Consider the following 21033-nt stretch of genomic DNA (forward strand, 5'->3'; position numbering starts at 1 on the left):
TCCTTTCTATGATTTAATTATAGCACGTTTTAGCGTGCTGGTCAAGCATAAAATGTATTTTTTACAAGTATTTCGCATCTATCACAAGCGGTAGGTGCTTTTATTTTACCCGAAAGGAAGTGAATCAGCATGGCCCGAGCGCCAGACGCGAGATATGAACAGGCGAAGGCCATGTTTTTGAACGGTCAGAAATTGGTAGAGATTGCAAGCCAACTAAATCTGCCAGAAGGAACGGTTCGCCGTTGGAAGTCTACACACAGATGGGATAGCGAACGCTCGGATAAGAAAAGCGAACGTTCGCATAGGAAACGAGGAGCACCGCTGGGCAATAATAACGCGGTTGGACATGGCGCCCCAGAACAGAATAAGAACGCTGAAAAATACGGTTTCTTCTCGAAGTATCTTCCGGAAGAGACCGTTTCTATTATCCAGGAGATGCCAAAGGATCCGCTGGACGTTCTGTGGGATCAGATCCAGATTGCCTATGCTGCCATTATCCGAGCACAGAAGATCATGTATGTTCGCGACCGGGAGGACAGCACTAAGACTGAGGTCGGCCACAAAGACGGTGACATGGTCACGGAGGAACGTTGGGAGGTACAGCAGGCGTGGGATAAGCAGGGGAACTTCCTGCAGGCTCAGGCAAGAGCGCAGGCAGAACTTCGCAGCATGATTAAGCAGTATGATGAGTTGCTTCACAAACGTTGGGATCTGGCAACAGAGGAGCAGAGAGCGCGGATTGCCGTTCTAAAGTCACAGGTTGAGAAGGACGAGGAGAAACCGATCCGGATCGAGTTTAAGAAAGCAGGTGAGAATTACGCCTGATATCCATTATGTAGAATTTGCCCTAAACGATCACTTCTTTGATTTCGTCCATGACTGGGATCATAAAATATATCTGACCGTCGGCGGATACGGAAGCTCTAAAAGCTATCACGTGGCCGTGAAGCTGATTAAAAAGCTCCTGGAAGAAAAGCGCAAGGCCCTGGTAGTCCGCGAGGTATTCGATACGATCCGGGATTCCTGTTACGACCTGCTGATGGAAGTGGCCGAGGCCATGGAGGTGACGGACTATATCACGTTTACCACATCACCGATGCAGATTCGGTTCAGCAACGGCAGCAAGATCATTTTTAAAGGCATGGATAAGCCGGCAAAGCTGAAATCCTTAAATGGTGTTTCTATCGTCTGGATCGAGGAGTGCTCCGAGGTCAAGTATGCAGGATTTAAGGAGATCCTGGGGCGTCTCCGCCATCCGACTCTTAGCAATCATATAATCCTGTCAACGAATCCAGTCAGCAAGAGCAACTGGGTGTATAAGCATTTCTTCCAGGACAAGTCCACCAGCGTTAAGATCCTTGACGACGAGGAATTGTACCGGAAGCGTATCATAGTGATCGGGAATACCTATTATCATCACAGCACAGTAGATGACAATTACTTTGTGCCGGCGGATTACATCGAGCAGCTGGACGAGCTGCAGCAACACGATCCGGATCTGTACCGGGTGGCACGAAAAGGTCGTTTCGGCATTAACGGAAAGCTGGTATTTCCTCAGTTCGAGGTTGTGCCATACAGTAAGGGGCTGGAGGAAATCAGGCAGATCAGGAATCCACTCAAAAAGAATGGTATGGATTTTGGTTTTGTGGAATCCTACAACGCCCTGCTTCGGCTGGTGATCGACCAGGACGAGAAGGTCCTGTATATCATCTGGGAGTATTACAGCCGGGACAAGGTGGATTCCGAGATCGAGGAGGACATTAAAGAGTTTAAGGACACGCAGGAGCTGATCAAGGCTGACTGCGCAGAGCCGAAGACGATTACCTATTTCCGGAAGCAGGGATTCCGTATGCAGCGCTGCCGGAAGTTTAAAGGATCCAGATCAGCATACACAAAGAAAGTCAAACGCTTTAAGAAGATCGTTTGTCTGGACAACTGCCCGAACACAATCAGCGAGCTGCAGGAGCTGACGTTTGCGGTCGACAAAGACGGCAATATCGTCGAGGACGAATTTAACATCGATCCTCACACCCTGTCAGCCATCTGGTACGCTCTGGACGATTACGAAGTTGAGGATTTAAAGGGTGAGAACTTAAGGAGGCGCTTCTGAGTGTGTTCCCATAATTTCAAGCAAGTAAACGACATAAAGGTCTGTGTCCGGTGCGGATTGACGATCCCGCATGGTGGCAGGCCGTTTTTTGATAAAAAGATTGTGGCGTACTACCAGCGCCAGAAAGGAGAGAAGCCTTATGGATAGATGGAGCGGGAGGCTTGCCAGCATGGAATACCCAGATTATTCTGCGGAGATCCAGGAGATCCGGGACAACGGAATTACTCCAGAACTTTTAAACCGGATTATCAGGCGGCACCAGGGCTGTATGCGACATATGCAGCAATTATATGGGCGATATCGCACAGAAGCAGATAAGGTACCGATATTTACCCGGGAGCCACGGTTTAAGGACGAGGGAGACCTGGAAGCGGAGAGCGCGATCAATAACCAGGTGAATAACGATTTTTTTTCTGAGATCATTGACGTAGAGGTCGGATTCTTTGCAGGTAAGCCAGCTAATTATACTTATGGCGATGACTACCAGGCAGAAGAGGAAACTGGCGGTGAGGAGGCGGTGGAAGAAGCCAGCAAGGCATTGTCGGATTTCGTTAAGCGCAATAATATGTTTGATATCGATATGGAGACGACCAAATTCGCAGCAATCTGCGGATACTCTGGCCGCCTCTTTTATATTGATCCGGAAGGTAACGAGCGGGTGATGGCAACACCGCCGTATGAGACGATTATCTTATCAGAGACGGAAATGACGGAACCAGAATTTGCAGTAAGGTATTACCAGTACCTGGATCTTAACGATCAGCAGATCTGGAAGGCAGAATTCTACGACAACAGCACGATCCAGTACTATGAAGGGCAATTAGACGGATTAGCATTTGTGAAGAAGAAACCGCATCTGTACGATTACTGTCCATTGCAGGGGATACCGAAAAACCGGGAATTGATCGGAGACGCCGAGAAGGTTCTGGCGCTGATCGATGACTATGACAGCAACTACAGCGATAACAGCAATGACATAGAGGGCTTTGCTAATGCCTACATGGTCTTTAAAAACTGTAAAGTGGATACGAATACTATGGCGACGGCTAATGTCACGGGCGTTATTGGAATCGATGTGGACGATCCGGATTCCCCTTATGATGTATCATACTTAACGAAGAACATTGACGGCACCTTTGTGAACAGCCATCTTGACCGTGCCGAGGACAATATTTACCGGTTCTCAAAGACGCCGAACTTAAACGATCCGGAGTTCACAGCAGTATCCGGCATGGCACTGAAAATGAAAATGACATCATTGGAAACTAAGACGGGTATGTTTGAGGCAAAGCAGCTAAGTGCTGACACGTACATGTTTAAGCTTCTGGCGAGCAGCTTTTCAAAGAAGAAAGTCCCGTTCGACCCGCTTCAGTGCTCCGTGAAGTACAACAGGAACTTCCCGACAGACTTCCTGAACGAAGCCCAGGCAGTACAGGCGCTGACAGCAGCCGGTCTGCCGAAACAGATTGCTTTTAAAGCTTTGTCCATGATTGACGACGTGGACGAGGTCATGAGGCTGATCGAGACAGAGCAGGACGATATCCCGGATCTGGAAGACGAAGAAACAGCAAGACTGTCACAAGAAGAGAAGACGGGTGAGGTAAATGATTGACTCCGAACTGGATCGGCTGCTGGTGCAGGTGCGACGAATTGAAGAACACCGGGAAAAGGGAGCCGAAGCAGAGATACGGAAGACCTACCAGAAACTGCTTCAGGAGCTGCGCCACTACATGGCAGACGAATACAGCCGCTACGCAGAAGACGACAGGCTGACTTACGATATCCTTCAGCGTAACGGGTATTATGCGCGTTTTTTGGAAGAGGTAGAGCAGAAGATCGATGATATCTCACCGGAGGTCAGGAGAACGATCCGCAGCACGGTGGAGCAGACCTACGAGCACACTTACAATGGTATGATTGACTGTGTGCAGAAGGCCGCAACGGGAGTAGATCTGGGAGTATTAAAAGGCTGCACGCCTGAAGTTATAAAGCGCGCGGTGGAAAATCCAATATCAAAGCTGACCCTGAACGATCGCTTGGAGAAACATCGGAAGGAAATCATTTATGATATCAAACAGGATATTAGCGTCGGCCTGATGAATGGGGATCGTTACAGCACCATGGCGAACAGAATCAAGAAGTCAGTCGAGGGAGACTATAAGAAAGCGATTCGGATCGCCAGGACTGAGACTCATCGAGTCAGGGAGGTGGGGAACCATGACGCTGCAGTGTTCGTAAATGATGCTTTGAAGAATAGTACGGCAGGCGTTCAGATGATGAAGACCTGGCGGACAATGAAAGACGAGCGGGTACGCCCGGCCAAAGCGAAGGGAAGGAACCAAAAGTATGACCACCGAAAGATGGAAGGCATATCGATTCCGATCGATGAAGAGTTTATGCTTCCCAGTGGCGCGAAGACGGCGGCTCCGGGGCAGAGCGGAGTAGCAGGGGAGGATATTAACTGCCGGTGTTATTTGTCATATGGATTGCAAAAAGTTGGACAAATGAATTCTTTAGCCGAGACAGAGGAACATAAAAGAATTGTTGAAGGCTTGCAAGTTGCCAATCAAGAAGCGTTGGAAATTACAGAGAAGTACTCGACACGGAAAAGTAAGTGGAGTGGACATATTAATGTTGATGACGAGAAATGTGATCGAGAGAAAATAGCTGGCCGAAAAGAATGGAGTTGTGATATACTTCTAAAAAGCACTGCTTCTGATAAGACTATCATCCATGAACATCTTCATGCACGCTCAGGAAGCTATTTGAATCCGATAACAATAATTAGACATGCCAATATGGAAGAGGCATCAGTGGAATTACTTGCTCGAGAGATATGCCGTAATGAGGGTATTAAATTTATGGATACGCGAAATCTTCGCGTTGATGCATTACGTAAAATAAATAGTATTGCAAAGATTCGGGATAACAATTTAGATTTCGCAATCTCTTTATTTGGGAAAGATATTAAAAGGAGATATAAATGGCTGGAGGATCGTGTTGAAGAACACCTTAAAGCAAATGCTGGTGATTCTGAAATTTTATATGAATTATTGGGGTCAGTAAAGGGAGCTAAGAAATAATGAGTGATGCAGTAAATTTCATAATTAGTAAAGTCGGAAAATTTAATGATTGGGAGAACAGGGAGATATTCTTTGCTTTTCGAGAAGAAATGTTTAGCATGTATGATGCCCTAACGAAGGAAGAGCAGGAAGAAGTAGATGAGTCCATGGTAATGGAGCACATGGCAATGATATATTCCTGCTATGTCAGTAATTAATAAATTTTGAAAATTCTTGTATAAAATACCGGTTAATATAGCAAAAGGAGTATCTGATTTAATTCCATAATTAAATTTACGAGGAACCATCAGTCAAAATGACCGGTGGTTTTTTATTGCCCTCAGACAAGGCGCAATAAACTGTCTGACCGTCACTCCCGGAACGTGGGGCGGTGAAACAATTAAACCATAAGTGGACTCATAACCTGTCACTCCCGAAATGTGGGACAGGCCATAAGGACTCGAAAGGAGCAGGGAAATGAAATTATCGAAACTGAAGGAATTATTGAAATCAGGTGCCATCACCCAGGAAGAGTTTGATGAGATGGCAAAGACTGCGGAGCAGGACGATCCCCCGGCAGATCCGCCGGAAGCTGACCCGGACAAAGATCCGGATCTGCCATCCGACCCGGAGGATTCCGATAAGAAACTGGAAAAGATGATCCAGGCAGCCGTGGACCGGGCAACAAATAAACTGGGGAATGATAACAAGCTGCTGAAAAAGAAACTGGAGGAGACCCGTAAGGAGAAGCTGACTGCCGAAGAACTGAAAGCAGTAGAACTCCAGGAGAAAGAGGCAGAGCTGGAGCAGAAACAGCGGGAGTTACAGGAGAAAGAAAACCGCATGTACGCGATCAAGGCCCTCAAGAAGGCCGAACTTGACGATGGCAGTGAGGATACCATGGATCTGATCGAGTTTGTCCTGGGGGAAGACGAGGCCGCAATCGACTTAAAGGTTAAAGCCCTCCAGAAGTTTGCCCAGCGTGTCGCAAAGAACACAACTGACGGGATTTATAAGGCTAATGGCAGGACGCCCGGAAAAGGGAATGCCGGCTCCAATCAGGATAATCCATGGAGTAAGGACTCCTGGAACTTAACGAAGCAGATGGAAATGGAACTGAATAACCCGGAACTGGCAAAAACAATGAAGGCCAGTGTCGGCAAATAAAAAGAAGGAGTGAATAAACGATGGCTATTACAACAATTGCAGATATGCAGATTGTACCGAGTAAATTTGCAGAGTATATTATCACCAGAACCACAGAAAAATCCATGCTGGTAAGAAGCGGAATTACCATGGCGGACCCAACGGTATCCCAGGTGATCAATGGAACACCTAAAGGTGGAAATCTGATTACGATGCCTTATTATAAACCGCTGACCGGTGAAGATGAGGTATTTGGCGAGGAAGAGATTGAGGTTGATAAGATCTCCACGGATAACGAGATTGCTACCCTGTTAATCAGACAGAGAGCCTGGGGTGACACGGATTTGTCCCGCGTATTTGGCGGATCGGATCCACTGGCAGCAATCGCGGATCTGGCTTCTGACTGGTGGATAACCAGAGAACAGGCAGTTATGCTGTCTATCTTAAAGGGGATCCTGGATCCGTCAAAAGGCGCCCTGAAGAACCATGTCCTTGATATTTCCGCAGAAGAGGGAACAGAGTGCATTATCGGAGTAGACAATACCCTGAGTGCAAAACAGCTGATGGGTGACGCCGCGGATAAACTGGGGCTTGTATTCATGCACAGTGCGACATATACACAGCTGCAGAAACAGCAGAAGATTGACACAGAGTATGATGCGACTCTGCAGATCAAGATCAACTATTATCTGGGATATCAGGTAGTGGTCGATGATGGTATGCCGGCGGGAAGCGGAGTATACGACACCTATTTTCTGGGGAAGGGCGTCTTCGCACGTAATGATGGAATGCCGGCCGGACTGATCGGCGTGGAGACCGACCGGAATAAGCGCAAAGCTGAAAATATCCTGATTAACAGGAGAGCGCTGGTTATGCATCCGCTGGGGATTTCCTGGAATGCAAACGCTACACTGGCAGATGGTAAAAAGTATGCCTCTAACGCTGACCTTGTAAAGCCGGCCAACTGGACCCTTAAGAAGAATCATAAGAACATCCCGATTGTATGTTTGCGGCATAAGATCGAGGCAAATCCCACCACGCCTACAGCAGAAGAGGTGACGGCCTATGACAGCAGAAGAGTTTAAGAGTCTTGGGCTTCCTGTTGAAACGGAAATGCAACTGTATGTGGAGGCCGGTCTGGAATGGCTGCGGGACAATACGACACTGGATGTTGATATCACAAATATAGAATCTATCAAAGCCCTGCCATCATCGGTCAGGCTTTTTTTAGTGAAATTCTGTGAGATGTGCAGCCGGGACATCGGAGTCACAGGTGAAAGCGTAGGCCCAATGTCCCAGAACTTCTCAACGGATTCCACAGCAAAGCAGACCGCAGCCCTTGCCAGACAGCTGCTGAGAACCTGGCTGAAACCAGATGTGAAATTTATCCCGTGTATCCGGAGGTGGCGTTGATGGGAGTTAAGTGGACAACGAAAAAGAACAAGTTTCCGGAGATGGAACGGGCAGTGGCTGAACTAAATGGTAAGCGTGTTAATGTAGGAGTATCTGGTGAACAGGCCTGGCTTGCGGGGATTCATGAATATGGTTGCAAGATTAAGGTAACTGATAAGATGCGAGCTTATCTGCATAGCCAGGGCCTACACCTGAAAGCAGACACCGAGTATATTACCATTCCGGAAAGGGCTTTCCTGCGGAACGGTTTTGATACGAGCAAAGACAGTGTCATGAAGGATGCAGAGCAGGTACTTCCATCTGTTTTAGACGGCAGCTTGAGCACAGATGAATTTCTGAAGATGGTAGGAATTATTCTATCGTCGGATATAAAAGACTATGCGCAGCAATTAGACTCACCGCCGTTACATCCGTTCACTGTAAAGCAGAAGGGGAGTACAAACCCTCTGGTTGATACCGGAGACATGATTGAGTCTATCACATATGAGGTGGAATGATGGGGTTACTATTTGATTTCAGCCGCCTGCTAAAAAAGTACAGTGTGGATTGCCAGCTGATCCGGGAGACTGGCGGCGGTAAGTATGTGGGGGGGAACTGGGTTCCTGATCCTGCTGGGAAGCCGGAAGTAATCAGCGGGGCGGTAATCCCCATGCAGGACCGGAAGATCTATCAGAGTGGCGGCACGTACACGGAGCAGGACCGGGAGATGATTACAAAAACGGAGATCCCGCTGGAGCCGGCCGCCTATATTATTTACCATGGCAGTAAGTACCATGTGGAATCTGAAAACGACTACAGCGAGTACGCCGGATTCCACGACTACAACTTAAAGAGGGTGGGCGCAATTGATCGATCAAAAGAGCATTAATCTTATTATCACCGAAGGCTTAAAGACAGTGACAGGCTGCGAGGTAGTAAAATCCAACCTTGCGGGTGCGCCCATTCCGTCTTATCCTTATATATCCTTCTCGATCCTGAACACTGAGACCCGGAAGGGAACGTATTCAGGCAAAGGAACGCGGTACCTGCCGCTAACCCAGACATGGAGCCTTACGGTCCAGGGGGACGATGATGATGAAACAATGATGATAGCCCTGAAGGCCAGAGACTGGCTGGAAGAAGCCGGCCGTCTGGAATTAGGCGATCACGGAATTATTGTGCGGAGTTCCGGCGCTGTCCAGAACAGGGACACTCTGCTGACCGTTGCCTATGAGTACCGGAAAGGGTTTGACATAGTGCTGGCCCTGATGAATGAGATACAGGAGCCAGAGATCGAAACGATTGACAATGTAAACATAAAAGAGGAGTGAATCATAAATGGCTAAGAATGATGTGACCGTAAAAATCACACAGAAGCAGGTAGCCGGCAGCGCCGGCTTTGGTGTGCCGCTGATTGTCCAGGGAATGGGGGCAACGGCAAAGGAATACGCGGAGTATGGCAGCCTTAACGAGGTTATGGAGGCAGGATATACCCAGGATAGCCCAGTATATAAGCAGTGCTTAAAACTGTTCATGCAGAATAACCGGCCGGCAAAGATTGCGGTATGCGTAGGAACAGGAAAGGTGACGGAAACCTTGAAAGGGCTTGCGGGTAAAGACTTCCGTCAGGTGATTCCTGTCCTTGGCGAGGACGATGATACGTTAAAGGATCTGGCGGCCTACGTGGAGACATCCGAGGATAAGATGCTGGTCATTAAGGTGGCAGATGCCTCTAATCTGGCTGCAATCGGTAAGATGGACCGGACCATGGCGGTTGTATATGCTGGATCTGACGATGGAGTGGAGGGCGCGCTGGTGGGCGCTACAGCTAGCCTGACGGTGGGATCCTTCACCTATAAGAACATTATCATCAAAGGAATTGCGCCGGATCCGCTGACAGATGCACAGATCGATGCGGTTCATTCAGCCGGCGGGATCTGCATTGTACAGAAGGCCGGGGATATTGTAACAAGCGAGGGAACCGTGCTCAGCGGCGAGTACACGGATATTATTGACAGCAAGGATTACGTGATTAAGAACATTGCTTACAAGTCCCAGAAGTTGCTTAATTCCACACCGAAGCTCAGCTTTGACAATGTGGGAATCAGCCAGCTGGAAGGAGTGGTAACCGGCGTACTTGCCGAAGCTTATGCAATGGGAATCATCGCCGAGAATGAAGACGGAACGCCAGCTTATAGTACGGAGTTTGACACGAGAGGAGAAACGCCAGCTGGAGACCGTGCAGAGCGGACCTATAATGGAGGGAAGTTCTCATTTGATCTGGCAGGCGCAATTCATTATGCTCAAATTTCAGGCGTAATTGAAATATAAGGAGGGATGAGAAATGTCAGCAGCAAGAAATTATGATCCAAAGGATTGTGTTGTCACCGTTGGAGGCGTGTATATTACCGGTCTCGGTGAAGACATGGTGTCCTGCGAAAAAGATGAGGATAATTTTACAACTGCGGTAGGCGCGCAGGGGGATGTAGTAGTGAACCGGAGCCATAACAAGCTGGGAACGATTACCGTTACAGTCCAGGGGACAAGTCCACAGAAATCCTATTTAATGGGCCTGGCCCGTTCGGGGGAAATGTTCGATGTCTGGGTAATTAACAAGTCCATTGGAGAGAAGTGTGGCGGCACGCAGGCTATGATGAAGAAACCTCCGACCTTAGAGCAGGGGGCAGAACTGGCAGATCGGGAGTTTGAAATTCAGGTATTTGACTATACAGTAGAATAATCAATATGGGGCGGCCGGAGCTGCCCTTTCTTAATGAGAGGAGATCATAAATGAATAAGAAATTTTATCAGGTAGAGAAAGAGATCAATGGAACAAAATATATAGCCCAGTTTTCCGGTATTTCGGCGGCTCTCCGTGCGGCAGACTCTTCCCACATGGAAGGAAGCGAAGCAATCAGCGCAGAGAAGTACGGGCAGTACATTCTGGAACACATCATCGTAGAACCGAAAGGCCTTACTGCGGACGATTTTGACAGCCTGGAAGATTACAACGCTGTTACTTCCTGGGGAAGAGACGTGATGCAGGGCAAGTTTCGAAACGAAGCTGAGACCGCGGGAAGCACAGCAAAGGGCAAGTGACAGATGGGATGCCTGGAGGCTGATCTTAGCCGCGGGAATGGATTATAATACCGTATTTTATCAGATGAATCCAGATGAGATCCTGGAAGCAAATGCGGCTTATGATTTATATCTGAAAAAGCTGAAAAAGAGTAGAGAGGCAGGCGGATAACATGGCGGTTTTAAGAGAAGACGTAGTAAGTATTGGCTTTGATGTGCCGGAAAATCCGTTTGCCGATTTAACTGCTGGGATTGAAGCCATCAAGATGAAACTGGGGGTTGTTGATGAAGCTGAGGCTGGCATTAAAGGGCTGGGAAAAGAGGCAGATATCACAGGGAAGGCCCTGTCTGATATGGGGAATGGAATCCATGCGCCTCCGGCAGAGGAAGTGACCAAACCGTTAAAGGAGACTCAAAAAGAAGCCCAAAAGGCAGACGTGACTTTAACTGGTATGCTGAAATCCATGAAGGATATTGGTGCACAGAAACTGACCGGAGGCATAGATAAGCTGACGGGAGCGATTACGAAACCGGTGAAAGGTGTTCAAGACCTTGCGAAAGGTGCAAAAGACGCGACAGCTTATATAAAAAAAGTTGGTTTTCCTCATGCATTTAATGTTGGATTAGGGACTGCAGTTACGGGAACAGGGAAGCTGCTTGGAAAACTGAAGGACGTCGGTGCTGTAAGCCTTAAGGCAACAATATCCGGTATGAAGTCTCTGGCTTCTTATGCAGCCAGTGCAACCAAAGCCCTGGGAAGTAAAGCCTGGAGTGGAATGAAGGCACTGGGAAAAGGTGCCGCGGTTGGAATTGCAGCGGCCGGTACTGCCTTAAGCGTCGGTGCGGTAGCGGCGTTTAATTTCGGCGCAGCCTATGAGACCAGTCTTGCCAAAGTTTCCACGATCGCAGATACCGCAGCTGTCAGTATGGCCGATTTAAGCGCTGATGTATTAAAACTATCCAATGCGACCGGAGAGGACGCGGCAGGGCTCAATGAGGCAGTATACCAGGCCCTTTCTGCCGGTGCTGATACGGCTGGTGTTGTCGGTCTGGTAAATACTGCGGTCAAGGCCGCGAAAGGTGGCTATACCGATACCACAACGGCTATTGATGGTCTGACTTCTACGCTTAATGCCTACGGCATGGAAACAAAAGATGCGGAAGGTCTGGCAAACCAATTCCTGATTACACAGAACAAAGGTAAGACGACATTCGGTGAACTGGCCTCCAGTATCGGCGGTGTCGCACCAACAGCAAACGCTGCTGGCGTGGGCGTGGATCAGCTGCTTGCAGGCGTTGCTTCCCTGACTGCAAATGGTATCGGAACCAGTGAAGCCATGACCGGTATCAAGGCAGCACTGTCAAACGTAATTAAGCCATCGTCAGAAGCCGCGAAGGTTGCAAAGAAGCTGGGGCTGAACTTCTCAACGTCAGCTCTCCAGAGTAAGGGACTTGCAGGTTTCCTCGACGATGTCAAGACAGCAACCGGCGGTAACATGGATACCATGGCTCAGCTGTTCGGATCTGTTGAAGCGCTGAATACAGTCCTGACACTGACATCGGATCAGGGTAGCCAGTTGATGAATGATACGCTGGCTGAGATGGCAACAAATACCACAGCTCTTGATGATGCCTATAATACGATGGCAGACACTGCTCAGAACTCCGTAACAAAAGGCATTAACAGCTTTAAAAATTTAGGAATCGGTCTCTACCAGGCAAATGAAGGGCCGGTAGCTGAACTTACTGGGCTGTTTGCCGGATCCGGGCAGGAACTCTACGAAGCATTCTCAAAAGGTGGAATGTCAGGTCTTACTACTCAGATTGGTTCAACACTTACCAACGTACTCACTACTGTAGCCGGGTATCTGCCGGATATTGTAGATACCGGAGTGGAGATTATTGAATCGCTGGTAGACGGCATTGTGGAAAATGAGGACCAGATCACAGACAGTATACTGAATGTTGTACTGGGGCTTGGAAAAGGAATTTTAAGAATAGCCCCAAAACTTGCAAACACGGGTATTGAGTTAATTGGTATTTTACTGGAGGGACTGGCGTCAGAACTGCCCCGGATTATTCCAGAGGGTCTTACTGCTGTACAGAATCTGTCTGATGGGTTATTGAAGAATATCCCTCTACTGATTCAGTCAGGGCTTGCGATTCTTGACAGCCTGATTACCGGTCTTTTGCAGGCGGCTCCCATGCTGGTTAGTACAGGAGTCAGCCTGATTCAGAATATAGTGCTGGGTCTGCTTGATAGTGTAGATCAGATCATTAATGGCGCAGTCAACCTGGTACTGGCGCTGGCTACGGGGATTTTATCAAATATCCCGTTGATTATAGACGCTGCGGTATCGCTGGTCACTGGACTGGTTACCGGATTAGTAAATAATATCAATCTTGTCATTGATGGCGCGCTGAACCTCGTGGAAGGACTGCTGACTGGGATCATTACAAACCTACCGGCTATTGTGCAAGGGGCAGTGCAGATTGTAGCTGCTTTGGCGGGAGGGTTGATTCAAGCGGTCCCGAAACTGATCGCCGCGATTCCACGTCTGGTTGGGGCAATTAAAGATACAATCATGGAAACAGACTGGCTGGCACTTGGAATTGACATCGTGAAGGGCGTCGGAAGCGGCCTGATGAACGGGATTAAGGGATTGTTCAGCAAAAATAAAGACAGCGGAGCTGAAGCAGTTAAAGGTCTGGCCGAAGGTATGAAAGAAAATACCTCACTGGCAGAAGCTTCCGCAGAAATGGCATCAAAGGGAATTACAACAGAGATCGACAATACCGACTTATACGGCTCTGGTCAGAATATTATGTCCGGACTTAACGATGGTATGTTAAAGATGCAGCCGACATTAAATGCTACTGCTGGAAGTATTGGAACCGGTATATCGAAAAGCCTGAACGGTTCACTGGATATTCACAGCCCATCAGGGGTGACGGAAGAAACCGGAGAATATACAGGCCTGGGGCTTGTGAAAGGTATGGAGAGCGTGGGCGGGAAAGTAAAGAGTACGGCCCGGACTGTGGGCGATGTGGCTGCCCATAATATTGCCCCATACAAAAGCCGTTATAGTCCGGAGATAAGTCAGGCGGCGGACAGCGGCAGCACCAGCCAGGTAAATAATTGGAATCCGGTATTCAATCTGACGCTGAACGGAGCCAGTGCCAGCGACAGCAATGAGCGTAAGGTAAAGCGCTGGGTGAAGGAAGCCTTAAAAGAATCCTATGAGAGCATGGGCCGGACCAATCCGCGGCTGCAGGAGGTGTGAGATGGCGCTAATCAATGATATCTATGTATTTGTAGAAAACGAAGACGTTTCCAGAGAGATCACGGCCAGCACCCACCCGGTGGAGGAGGGGATTGAACTGACGGATAATATCCGCCGGTCTCCTCTGCTCCTGAGCCTGTCCGGCGAAATTGTGGGAAGCAGTTACGAAGACGATATTGCGGAAATTGAAAACTTGCAGAAGAGCGGCGAACTGGTGGAGTATATCGGGGTCAACCTGGTGTCAGACGTGGTGATTTCAAAATTTGCGACAAGCCACGTAAGTGAAATCCGCGGCGGCTGCCGTTTCACGATGGAACTCAAAGAGATCCGGATTGCAGCAAGTCCCTACAGTGAGGGGAGCGGAAATAACGGAACCCAGCAGGTAGAGGAAGCGCCGGTGCCGGCTGCCGAAACGCCGCCGGCCAGGACTCACACGGTAAAGTCTGGGGATACGCTTTCTAAGATCGCAAAATCATATTACGGTAACGCAAGCCTGTTTCCTAAAATATTTGATGCAAACCGCGACAAATTGTCTGATGCGGATCAGATCAGAACAGGACAGGTCCTGGTGATACCATAAGGAGGCAGGAATGAGAGACCGGATTATCGTAAAAAAAGAGCTGATTCCATATGGATTCAATATTGCCCTGGGTAAAGAAAAATTTAACATGAGGTTTGCCTACAATAAGCAGGCGGACCTTTTTACTGTGTCCCTGTACCGGGATGGAAAACTGCTTTGCCATGCAGAACCGGTAGTTTATGGAGTGTCGCTCTTTCGTGATGTGTATGAGAGCGGCGTATTTCCGATGCCGGATATCGTCCCATATGATGAATCCGGACAGGAACAGTCTGTAACATGGGAGAATTTTGGTGAAACTGTATTTTTGACAATTGACAACGGGAAGTGAGTATATGAGGAATAGTTTTGCATTGGAAGGATCCGGATCCGGACGAAACTCCAGGATTATAGAAGTGGTCCGGAGACTGGAAGGGGAAATATCCCTGAATACGGAAGGTGCTGATCAGAGTGGATTATATGGACATACCATAATCATTCAGACTGGTGATGTAACAATCAGCAGTGAGGAACTGGACTGTGAATTTGATATCCCGTTTGATGATGATACAGAAGCGGACGAAGCGGAGATCATAGTATACAACCTGTCTGATACGACGGTACAGAATATCAAGACTGGCGAAAAGATCACGGTAACAGCGGGATACGGAAGCGATACAGGCATTATATTCAGCGGGTATATCTCAAAGCCTAAAACGTATTATTCCGGTGTGGACAGGGTGACAGAGATTCATGCCTTAGACAGTAACGAGAGAAAAGAAAAGGAAATAAAAAGTATCTCTTACGCGAAGGGAACCCCGGCCAGCCGGATCCTTCAGGATCTGGTGAACATGGTCGGTCTTCCAGTAGCCGTGTTTACGTTAAAACGGGACTATGTGTACAAAGACAAGGCCACTGTTGATGGCGGTCTGATGGAGAATATCCGGAAATATGCAAAGGTCTGCGGAGTATCGGCCTATATCTGTAAAGGCCAGATCTATGTGCGCCCGATTATAGATGGCGATGGTCTGGATTTTACGTTGTCAGCTGATAGCGGCCTGTTGGAACTGTCGGAGTTTGAGGAGGAGAGCACCACAGAGGATTTCACGGATACTGTCCATGGATATGAGATTACCATGCTCTTACAACACAGGGTCACAACGGCAAGTCTGATAAAGGTAAATTCAAAGAATATTTCAGGATCCTACCGGGTGAGAGAAGGAAACCATACCTATGACGGGACTAATTTTCTGACAAAGGTTAAAGCGGTCGAGTGTCCGCCGGCACCGCCAGCTTCCGAAACAGAGCAGAAGGCGGAGGGCCTGCCGGATCTGTCCGGATACGGTGGTGTGTCGATTGTAGATGGTCTTAAATCCGCGGGAGCAGACAGTTCTTATGCTTATCGGAAAACGCTGGCTGAAAAGCTGGGAATTGCCGGATACAGCGGGACGGCTGCGCAGAATTTAGAATTGCTGAGAAAACTTGGTGCAAAGGTGGGATAACATGAAAGGAACTGTATTTAATGAAATGATCGAACAGGCACTCCTGCAGCTCCACACTGGATTCTGCGGGAAAGTAATCAGCGTCAGTGGGAATCTTGCCACGGTTCAGCCCCTTAACATGGTTCAGGCCATAGGAGGCCAGCCACAGAAGCAGGCAGTGATTCCGAATTGCCCGGTACTGGACAGCGCCGTGAAGTTCACCAGTCTTTCTCCCGCTGCGGTCCGGCGGATACAGGCGGGCGATACCGTCTATTGTGTGTGTGCAGACAGAGATATTACTGAGACAAGAAACGGGGCTTTTGCGGCGCCAGTTCCCGGCCATCATTCGCTTGCCGGGGCAGTGGTGGTAGGAATCTTATAGGAGGTGGCAGCGTGAAAGGATTTGCTGTTGATGAATACGGGGATGTGATCATTGAAAGAAATGACATAGAGCTTGCCTGTGATATGGAGCTGCTGATCCAGAAGATCCGCCAGGTGCTGAGTACGAATCGCGGGGAGTGGTGGCTGGATCCAAAAGAAGGGATCCCGGTTCAAAAGGTTTTAAGAAAGAATCCAAACACGGCAATGATCCGGGACTATGTGCGAATTGCAATCGCTCAAGTGGATAAGTCACTGGAAATGACCCGTTGCGATATCACAACAGAAGGCCGGACGTTAAAGATTATTTTTAACGTATCAGGCCCTAACGGATCTGTGACAACAAAGATGGAGGTGTAAAAGATGGTACTGACTGAAAACGGGTTTAAGCGTCCTACATACGATGATCTTCTAAGCGCGCAGATCAACCGAGCGAAGCAGCTGTGGGGCGAGGATATTGATATCAGTGAACAATCTGTCCTGGGAAAATATATCCGAATCAATGTTTACGATCTGGCCCAGTGTTATGAACTGCTTGAAGATATCTACTATGCAAGATTTCCTAACAGCGCCAGAGGCCAGAATCTTGACCGGCTGTGTACTTTTGCAGGAGTGACGCGGGATCCGGCCACAGCCGCAAAGATTAAAGTACGTTTCCATGGAAATACGGGTGCAATAATTCCGGCAGCATTTCAGGTTTCCGGCAGTGATCTGAAATTCTATGCGGATCAGGATTATGCAATCGGAGTAGATGGTACGACAATCGCCTGCCTAAATTGTGAGGAAACCGGAACCGCGGGGAATCTATCGGTCGGTACAGAACTCACAATTGTAAATCCCAGCGCAGATATTGAGGATGTCGAACTGTTGGAGATAACTGCCTATGGTCAGGATAAAGAAACAGATACTGCTTTAAGGCTGCGGTTCAATCAATCAGTAGCCGGATCTGGAAGTGCGACAATTGACGCCCTGCGCGGTGCGATATCCCGTGTACCGCTGGTTGATGGCGTATCCATTATTGAAAATGATACGGAAGGCGTTGTAAGCGGCAGGCCGGCACACAGTTTTGAGTGTTATGTACTGGCACCAGAAAGTCAGGATCAGCTGGTTGGAGAGGCAATATTTAATAAAAAACCGCTAGGTATTAAGAGTGTAGGAGCGGTAGAAGTACAGGTATTGGATGAAGGGAATAAGTCTCACACTGTGCGTTTTTCGAGGACAATTAAGAAAGATATTCGTTTGAAGGCTAAAGTTTTAACAAACCAGTATTTTGAATCCGATGGGACGAGTCAGATTAAAGACAACCTGATGGAGTATATCAACAATCTGGCAAACGGGGAATCAGTGTATGTCTCCAGCCTGTACGGATATATACATGAGGTACATGGCGTGGTCAATGTACAAAGCCTTGCGATATCAGACGATGGAATGGAGTATGCTTCTGGGAACATACCGATTGAAGATTATGAGATTGCCAGAATTTGCGGGGATCATATTGAGATTGAGGTGGTTACGTGAAAAATGTAGAACGGCTGCCGGACTGCTATCGGAAGGATCAGAACGGAAATAATTACAAGCTGTTAGAATTAAACCAGGCGACAGCGGAGATATTACTGGCGGATATAGAAGCTGTAAGGAACACTCTTGATTTAAATCTTGCCACAGGTAAAACACTGGATCTGTATGGTGAAATGCTGGAGCAGCGCCGCGGCCTTTTAACTGACGAACAGTACCGGTATATGCTGCTTACCCGGATCGGTAGAAATGTTGTGCAGGGAGACTACCAGTCAATTATGAATGCGCTGGTTCTGATGTTTGGGAGTCGTCAGGGGGATATCACCCTCGACGATCTGGAACTGGAAGAGGAGGACTGTCCCTGTGTGGTAAAACTGACAAAATTTCCGATTTCGGTATTGGTAAATGCGGGTTTCTCAAGCCGTCAGGCAGTGCAGATGATTGAGACGCTTCTTCCAATCTGTATAACGTTAGATGCTGATAATTTTGAAGGGACCTTTGAGTTTGCTAAACTGGATCAAGAATATGACGAGACAGCGGGATTTGCAGATCTGAAACAGACAATAGGCGGATATTTTGGTCTGCTTCTCGGTGAAGATGATAAGATTCCTATTTTACCAATTTAGAAAGGAGTTCGTGCATGATATTTAAAATTAGTCCTCCGGAATGGAAGAGCGTTGGCGTAGAGCCGCAGGAACAGCTGAAAACGGAAGGATTCCAGGCCGGGTACAAGCCGCCCGCCGCGTATTTTAACTGGTTTTTCAATCGGGTATACGAGTGTTTGAAGGAATTACAAGGGAAGGCTACAGACCTGGATAATAAAAAGGTAATTGTAATTACTGAGAAGGATATACCCGTAGCCGAGCGAACACCGAATACCTTCTATTTCAGAGTAACAGATAAACAGGCTGTAACAACAGTGGATAGTGTTAAAGTAAGTCCCAATATGGGGCTTAAAATTTTATAAGGAGGAGTATTATGGCGGATTTACAGAAAGTAAGAGTGCAGCTTTATGATGAGAACGATGCCCTGATCGGTGACGTGGACGTGATGACATCAGCGGATTGTGTCACATTTGCTGATGGTGAAACATTTCAGCAAAAATTAAATGCTGGAAAATTAAAGGGTGATAAAGGAGATACCGGAGCAAAAGGAACAACGGGTGCTGCTGGCGCCGCGGCTACAATTGCAGTTGGAACTGTTACAACCGGAGCCGCCGGATCGAATGCTGCAGTGACAAATGCAGGGACTGCTAATGCAGCAATATTTAATTTCGCGATTCCGAAGGGAGCCACTGGTGCGGCAGGAGCAAAAGGAGATAAGGGAGATAAAGGAGATGCTGGAGCCGCGGGGCAGAAAGGTTCTCAGGCATATGCTGGATCCGGCATCACAGGAACCAGCACAACAGCTACTATATTCTCTGGTTCAGGCGTTACTGCAGCTATGGTAAACGATTTATATTTTAACACTTCTGGATCTTCTGCCGGCAATGTGTATCAGTGCACCGTTGCGGGAGCCGCTTCTGTTGCTAAATGGGTATATAAGGGATCCTTTAAAGGCCCAAAAGGCGATACAGGTGCGACAGGGACCCAGGGACCCAAAGGTGATAAAGGTGACTCCGGAGCTACAGGTCCTCAAGGGCCAAAAGGTGATACTGGAGCTACGGGTGTTCAAGGGCCAAAAGGAGCAACTGGTGCAAAGGGAGATAAGGGAGATCCTGGAGATACAATACGAGTGGGGACTGCATATGCAAGCGCTGTCCAGCGGAAAATATTCTTCAAAGTAGTGGGGTGATGAGGGATGGCAGAAATTTATAAAGTACAGATTGAAGACGAAAGCGGTAATATCCATTATCCACATACGACAGCTGATGTTGTTTTTTTGTCTGATGGTAAAAAAGCAGAACAGGTAATTAAAGACCTAGATGATAAGAAACACACCCACAGCAATAAAACAGTAATTGATAAAATTACACAGACCCTACTGGATCACTGGAGCGCAGCTTATACCCATGTGAGCGACGCAGTAAAACATATAACGTCAGCAGAGCGGACGAACTGGGACGATGCAAACAGTAAAAAGCATACCCACAGTAACAAGAGCGTGATTGATAAGGTAACACAGGCCATGTTAGACAAACTGGCAGGGATTGCTGCCGGCGCCGAAGTGAATGTACAACCGGACTGGTCCACGACAGATACGGCGTCAGATGCCTATATCAAAAACAAACCAGCCTCTATGCCAGCTTCCGATGTATCAGCGTGGGCGAAAGCTGCGGCGAAACCTTCCTACGGGTGGACTGAGATAACTGGCAAACCGAGTACTTTTGCGCCCTCAACACATAATCATGCAGCGTCTCAGGTTACTCAGGATGCTACGCATCGTTTTACTACGGATACCGAAAAAGCAAAGTGGAATGAAATTGAAGAAGTTAAACAGAGTTTGGAGAAATATGCGTCAATCACTGTAGCAGGTGAACTTCTTAATCTTCCGGGAGGCGGAGACATTGCAGTATCAGGCGAGATACTTACCATACCATTAAGAATTTGAAAGGGGAATATAATTTATGAGTGATATATCTCAGATTGCTTTAAACGGCGTAACTTATGATGTAAAAGATAAGACGGCCAGAACTGAAACGGATAAAAAGGTATCGGCTTCTGGCGGAGACATTGCAAATACGAAGGTGTCCGCCTTCACGGCCTCTACGGCCAGTTATCCAGTGCCAGCCGCTAATGACACTGTAAAAGTAGGTTTCGGCAAGGTCAAAAAATTTTTTGAGGATATCCGGAACGCGGCAACCGGTGCCTGCTTTATCGGCCAGATCGTAAACAATTGCGTGACCAATAATGCCAAATTGCCGCTCTCGGCCGCTCAGGGCAAGGAGCTGATGGATCTGTATACTCAGTTAAATAGTGATTTAGCTGGTAAGGCTGATATCAACACACTGCCAAAGACGGTACATACCTCAATTACTGGTACTGGATCTGATTATTATGATATATCTTGTCCTGGCATTAAATACGGTGCC

At 47.9% G+C, this 21033-nt stretch carries 25 protein-coding genes and 1 pseudogene; all 26 read left to right on the forward strand.

From position 1 onward, the window contains the following. Positions 1 to 129 precede the first annotated feature (129 nt). Positions 130 to 825, forward strand: a complete 696-nt coding sequence (terS, locus tag H8S75_RS23920; protein ID WP_187023685.1) for a phage terminase small subunit — start codon at positions 130 to 132, stop codon at positions 823 to 825. After that, positions 809 to 2110 carry a PBSX family phage terminase large subunit gene (locus H8S75_RS23925; RefSeq protein ID WP_187023686.1) on the forward strand — a complete coding sequence of 434 codons (1302 nt, stop codon included), beginning with the start codon at positions 809 to 811 and terminating at the stop codon, positions 2108 to 2110. The genes terS and H8S75_RS23925 overlap by 17 nt, the downstream gene beginning before the upstream one ends. Positions 2111 to 2249: 139 nt before the next feature. After that, entirely contained in the window at positions 2250 to 3722 is a 1473-nt protein-coding gene (locus H8S75_RS23930; RefSeq protein WP_187023687.1) for a phage portal protein, read from the forward strand. Then, a complete protein-coding gene (locus tag H8S75_RS23935; protein WP_187023688.1) occupies positions 3715 to 5193 on the forward strand; it encodes a phage minor head protein in 1479 nt (492 codons plus the stop codon). The genes H8S75_RS23930 and H8S75_RS23935 overlap by 8 nt, the downstream gene beginning before the upstream one ends. After that, complete coding sequence (locus tag H8S75_RS23940; protein ID WP_187023689.1) at positions 5193 to 5390, forward strand: hypothetical protein; 198 nt, start codon at positions 5193 to 5195, stop codon at positions 5388 to 5390. Before H8S75_RS23935 ends, H8S75_RS23940 begins: the two co-directional genes overlap by 1 nt. Before the next feature lie 259 nt (positions 5391 to 5649). Further along, entirely contained in the window at positions 5650 to 6339 is a 690-nt protein-coding gene (locus tag H8S75_RS23945; RefSeq protein WP_187023690.1) for an SHOCT domain-containing protein, read from the forward strand. 20 nt (positions 6340 to 6359) lie between these two features. Beyond that, positions 6360 to 7403, forward strand: coding sequence for a coat protein (locus H8S75_RS23950; protein WP_187023691.1), 1044 nt, complete (start codon positions 6360 to 6362; stop codon positions 7401 to 7403). Further along, positions 7384 to 7731, forward strand: coding sequence for a hypothetical protein (locus H8S75_RS23955; protein ID WP_187023692.1), 348 nt, complete (start codon positions 7384 to 7386; stop codon positions 7729 to 7731). The genes H8S75_RS23950 and H8S75_RS23955 overlap by 20 nt, the downstream gene beginning before the upstream one ends. Then, complete coding sequence (locus H8S75_RS23960; protein WP_187023693.1) at positions 7731 to 8228, forward strand: hypothetical protein; 498 nt, start codon at positions 7731 to 7733, stop codon at positions 8226 to 8228. The genes H8S75_RS23955 and H8S75_RS23960 overlap by 1 nt, the downstream gene beginning before the upstream one ends. Next, entirely contained in the window at positions 8225 to 8599 is a 375-nt protein-coding gene (locus tag H8S75_RS23965) for a hypothetical protein (RefSeq protein WP_187023694.1), read from the forward strand. Before H8S75_RS23960 ends, H8S75_RS23965 begins: the two co-directional genes overlap by 4 nt. Continuing rightward, complete coding sequence (locus tag H8S75_RS23970) at positions 8577 to 9041, forward strand: phage neck terminator protein (protein ID WP_187023695.1); 465 nt, start codon at positions 8577 to 8579, stop codon at positions 9039 to 9041. The genes H8S75_RS23965 and H8S75_RS23970 overlap by 23 nt, the downstream gene beginning before the upstream one ends. Before the next feature lie 7 nt (positions 9042 to 9048). Beyond that, positions 9049 to 10041: a DUF3383 family protein gene (locus H8S75_RS23975; RefSeq protein ID WP_187023696.1), complete on the forward strand. Its 993-nt coding sequence runs from the start codon at positions 9049 to 9051 to the stop codon at positions 10039 to 10041. Between the two features lie 13 nt (positions 10042 to 10054). Beyond that, a complete protein-coding gene (locus H8S75_RS23980) occupies positions 10055 to 10450 on the forward strand; it encodes a phage structural protein (RefSeq protein WP_187023697.1) in 396 nt (131 codons plus the stop codon). A gap of 50 nt (positions 10451 to 10500) precedes the next feature. Further along, positions 10501 to 10809, forward strand: coding sequence for a hypothetical protein (locus H8S75_RS23985; RefSeq protein WP_187023698.1), 309 nt, complete (start codon positions 10501 to 10503; stop codon positions 10807 to 10809). 152 nt (positions 10810 to 10961) lie between these two features. Further along, positions 10962 to 14072 (forward strand): phage tail tape measure protein, encoded by a 3111-nt coding sequence (locus H8S75_RS23990; protein ID WP_187023699.1) that lies wholly within the window; start codon positions 10962 to 10964, stop codon positions 14070 to 14072. Position 14073: 1 nt separating this feature from the next. After that, a complete protein-coding gene (locus H8S75_RS32830; RefSeq protein ID WP_243270431.1) occupies positions 14074 to 14652 on the forward strand; it encodes a LysM peptidoglycan-binding domain-containing protein in 579 nt (192 codons plus the stop codon). A 10-nt stretch (positions 14653 to 14662) separates the two neighbouring features. Further along, positions 14663 to 14980, forward strand: a complete 318-nt coding sequence (locus H8S75_RS24000) for a phage baseplate plug family protein (RefSeq protein ID WP_187023700.1) — start codon at positions 14663 to 14665, stop codon at positions 14978 to 14980. Between the two features lie 4 nt (positions 14981 to 14984). Next, positions 14985 to 16130 (forward strand): phage protein, encoded by a 1146-nt coding sequence (locus H8S75_RS24005; protein WP_187023701.1) that lies wholly within the window; start codon positions 14985 to 14987, stop codon positions 16128 to 16130. Between the two features lies 1 nt (position 16131). Then, entirely contained in the window at positions 16132 to 16491 is a 360-nt protein-coding gene (locus H8S75_RS24010) for a hypothetical protein (protein WP_187023702.1), read from the forward strand. 11 nt (positions 16492 to 16502) lie between these two features. After that, on the forward strand, positions 16503 to 16847 hold the full coding sequence (locus tag H8S75_RS24015) for a contractile injection system sheath initiator (protein ID WP_187023703.1): 345 nt from the start codon (positions 16503 to 16505) through the stop codon (positions 16845 to 16847). 3 nt (positions 16848 to 16850) lie between these two features. Then, entirely contained in the window at positions 16851 to 18005 is a 1155-nt protein-coding gene (locus H8S75_RS24020) for a baseplate J/gp47 family protein (RefSeq protein ID WP_187023704.1), read from the forward strand. After that, positions 18002 to 18628: a baseplate wedge 1 family protein gene (locus tag H8S75_RS32835; RefSeq protein ID WP_187023705.1), complete on the forward strand. Its 627-nt coding sequence runs from the start codon at positions 18002 to 18004 to the stop codon at positions 18626 to 18628. The genes H8S75_RS24020 and H8S75_RS32835 overlap by 4 nt, the downstream gene beginning before the upstream one ends. Before the next feature lie 14 nt (positions 18629 to 18642). Then, positions 18643 to 18969: a hypothetical protein gene (locus tag H8S75_RS24030; RefSeq protein WP_187023706.1), complete on the forward strand. Its 327-nt coding sequence runs from the start codon at positions 18643 to 18645 to the stop codon at positions 18967 to 18969. 11 nt (positions 18970 to 18980) lie between these two features. Then, complete coding sequence (locus H8S75_RS33145) at positions 18981 to 19796, forward strand: collagen-like protein (RefSeq protein ID WP_187023707.1); 816 nt, start codon at positions 18981 to 18983, stop codon at positions 19794 to 19796. A 6-nt stretch (positions 19797 to 19802) separates the two neighbouring features. Beyond that, the gene (locus tag H8S75_RS24040; RefSeq protein ID WP_187023708.1) at positions 19803 to 20552 is read left to right on the forward strand and encodes a hypothetical protein; all 750 of its coding nucleotides are present in this window, start codon (positions 19803 to 19805) and stop codon (positions 20550 to 20552) included. A gap of 16 nt (positions 20553 to 20568) precedes the next feature. Beyond that, positions 20569 to 21033, forward strand: a pseudogene (locus tag H8S75_RS24045) (hypothetical protein); the annotation flags it as partial.

The organism is Hungatella hominis (assembly GCF_014288005.1).
In the GTDB taxonomy this organism is placed as follows: domain Bacteria; phylum Bacillota; class Clostridia; order Lachnospirales; family Lachnospiraceae; genus Hungatella; species Hungatella effluvii.

Coding starts and splice junctions, on each gene's coding strand:
- H8S75_RS24005 (WP_187023701.1), top strand. CDS start 14,985: ATGAGGAATAGTTTTGCATTGGAAGGATCCGGATCCGGACGAAACTCC.
- H8S75_RS23975 (WP_187023696.1), top strand. CDS start 9,049: ATGGCTAAGAATGATGTGACCGTAAAAATCACACAGAAGCAGGTAGCC.
- H8S75_RS23950 (WP_187023691.1), top strand. CDS start 6,360: ATGGCTATTACAACAATTGCAGATATGCAGATTGTACCGAGTAAATTT.
- H8S75_RS24000 (WP_187023700.1), top strand. CDS start 14,663: ATGAGAGACCGGATTATCGTAAAAAAAGAGCTGATTCCATATGGATTC.
- H8S75_RS32830 (WP_243270431.1), top strand. CDS start 14,074: ATGGCGCTAATCAATGATATCTATGTATTTGTAGAAAACGAAGACGTT.
- H8S75_RS23965 (WP_187023694.1), top strand. CDS start 8,225: ATGATGGGGTTACTATTTGATTTCAGCCGCCTGCTAAAAAAGTACAGT.
- terS (WP_187023685.1), top strand. CDS start 130: ATGGCCCGAGCGCCAGACGCGAGATATGAACAGGCGAAGGCCATGTTT.
- H8S75_RS24040 (WP_187023708.1), top strand. CDS start 19,803: ATGGCAGAAATTTATAAAGTACAGATTGAAGACGAAAGCGGTAATATC.
- H8S75_RS23990 (WP_187023699.1), top strand. CDS start 10,962: ATGGCGGTTTTAAGAGAAGACGTAGTAAGTATTGGCTTTGATGTGCCG.
- H8S75_RS23945 (WP_187023690.1), top strand. CDS start 5,650: ATGAAATTATCGAAACTGAAGGAATTATTGAAATCAGGTGCCATCACC.
- H8S75_RS24030 (WP_187023706.1), top strand. CDS start 18,643: ATGATATTTAAAATTAGTCCTCCGGAATGGAAGAGCGTTGGCGTAGAG.
- H8S75_RS23980 (WP_187023697.1), top strand. CDS start 10,055: ATGTCAGCAGCAAGAAATTATGATCCAAAGGATTGTGTTGTCACCGTT.
- H8S75_RS24010 (WP_187023702.1), top strand. CDS start 16,132: ATGAAAGGAACTGTATTTAATGAAATGATCGAACAGGCACTCCTGCAG.
- H8S75_RS23960 (WP_187023693.1), top strand. CDS start 7,731: ATGGGAGTTAAGTGGACAACGAAAAAGAACAAGTTTCCGGAGATGGAA.
- H8S75_RS23940 (WP_187023689.1), top strand. CDS start 5,193: ATGAGTGATGCAGTAAATTTCATAATTAGTAAAGTCGGAAAATTTAAT.
- H8S75_RS33145 (WP_187023707.1), top strand. CDS start 18,981: ATGGCGGATTTACAGAAAGTAAGAGTGCAGCTTTATGATGAGAACGAT.
- H8S75_RS23985 (WP_187023698.1), top strand. CDS start 10,501: ATGAATAAGAAATTTTATCAGGTAGAGAAAGAGATCAATGGAACAAAA.
- H8S75_RS23930 (WP_187023687.1), top strand. CDS start 2,250: ATGGATAGATGGAGCGGGAGGCTTGCCAGCATGGAATACCCAGATTAT.
- H8S75_RS24020 (WP_187023704.1), top strand. CDS start 16,851: ATGGTACTGACTGAAAACGGGTTTAAGCGTCCTACATACGATGATCTT.
- H8S75_RS23955 (WP_187023692.1), top strand. CDS start 7,384: ATGACAGCAGAAGAGTTTAAGAGTCTTGGGCTTCCTGTTGAAACGGAA.
- H8S75_RS23935 (WP_187023688.1), top strand. CDS start 3,715: ATGATTGACTCCGAACTGGATCGGCTGCTGGTGCAGGTGCGACGAATT.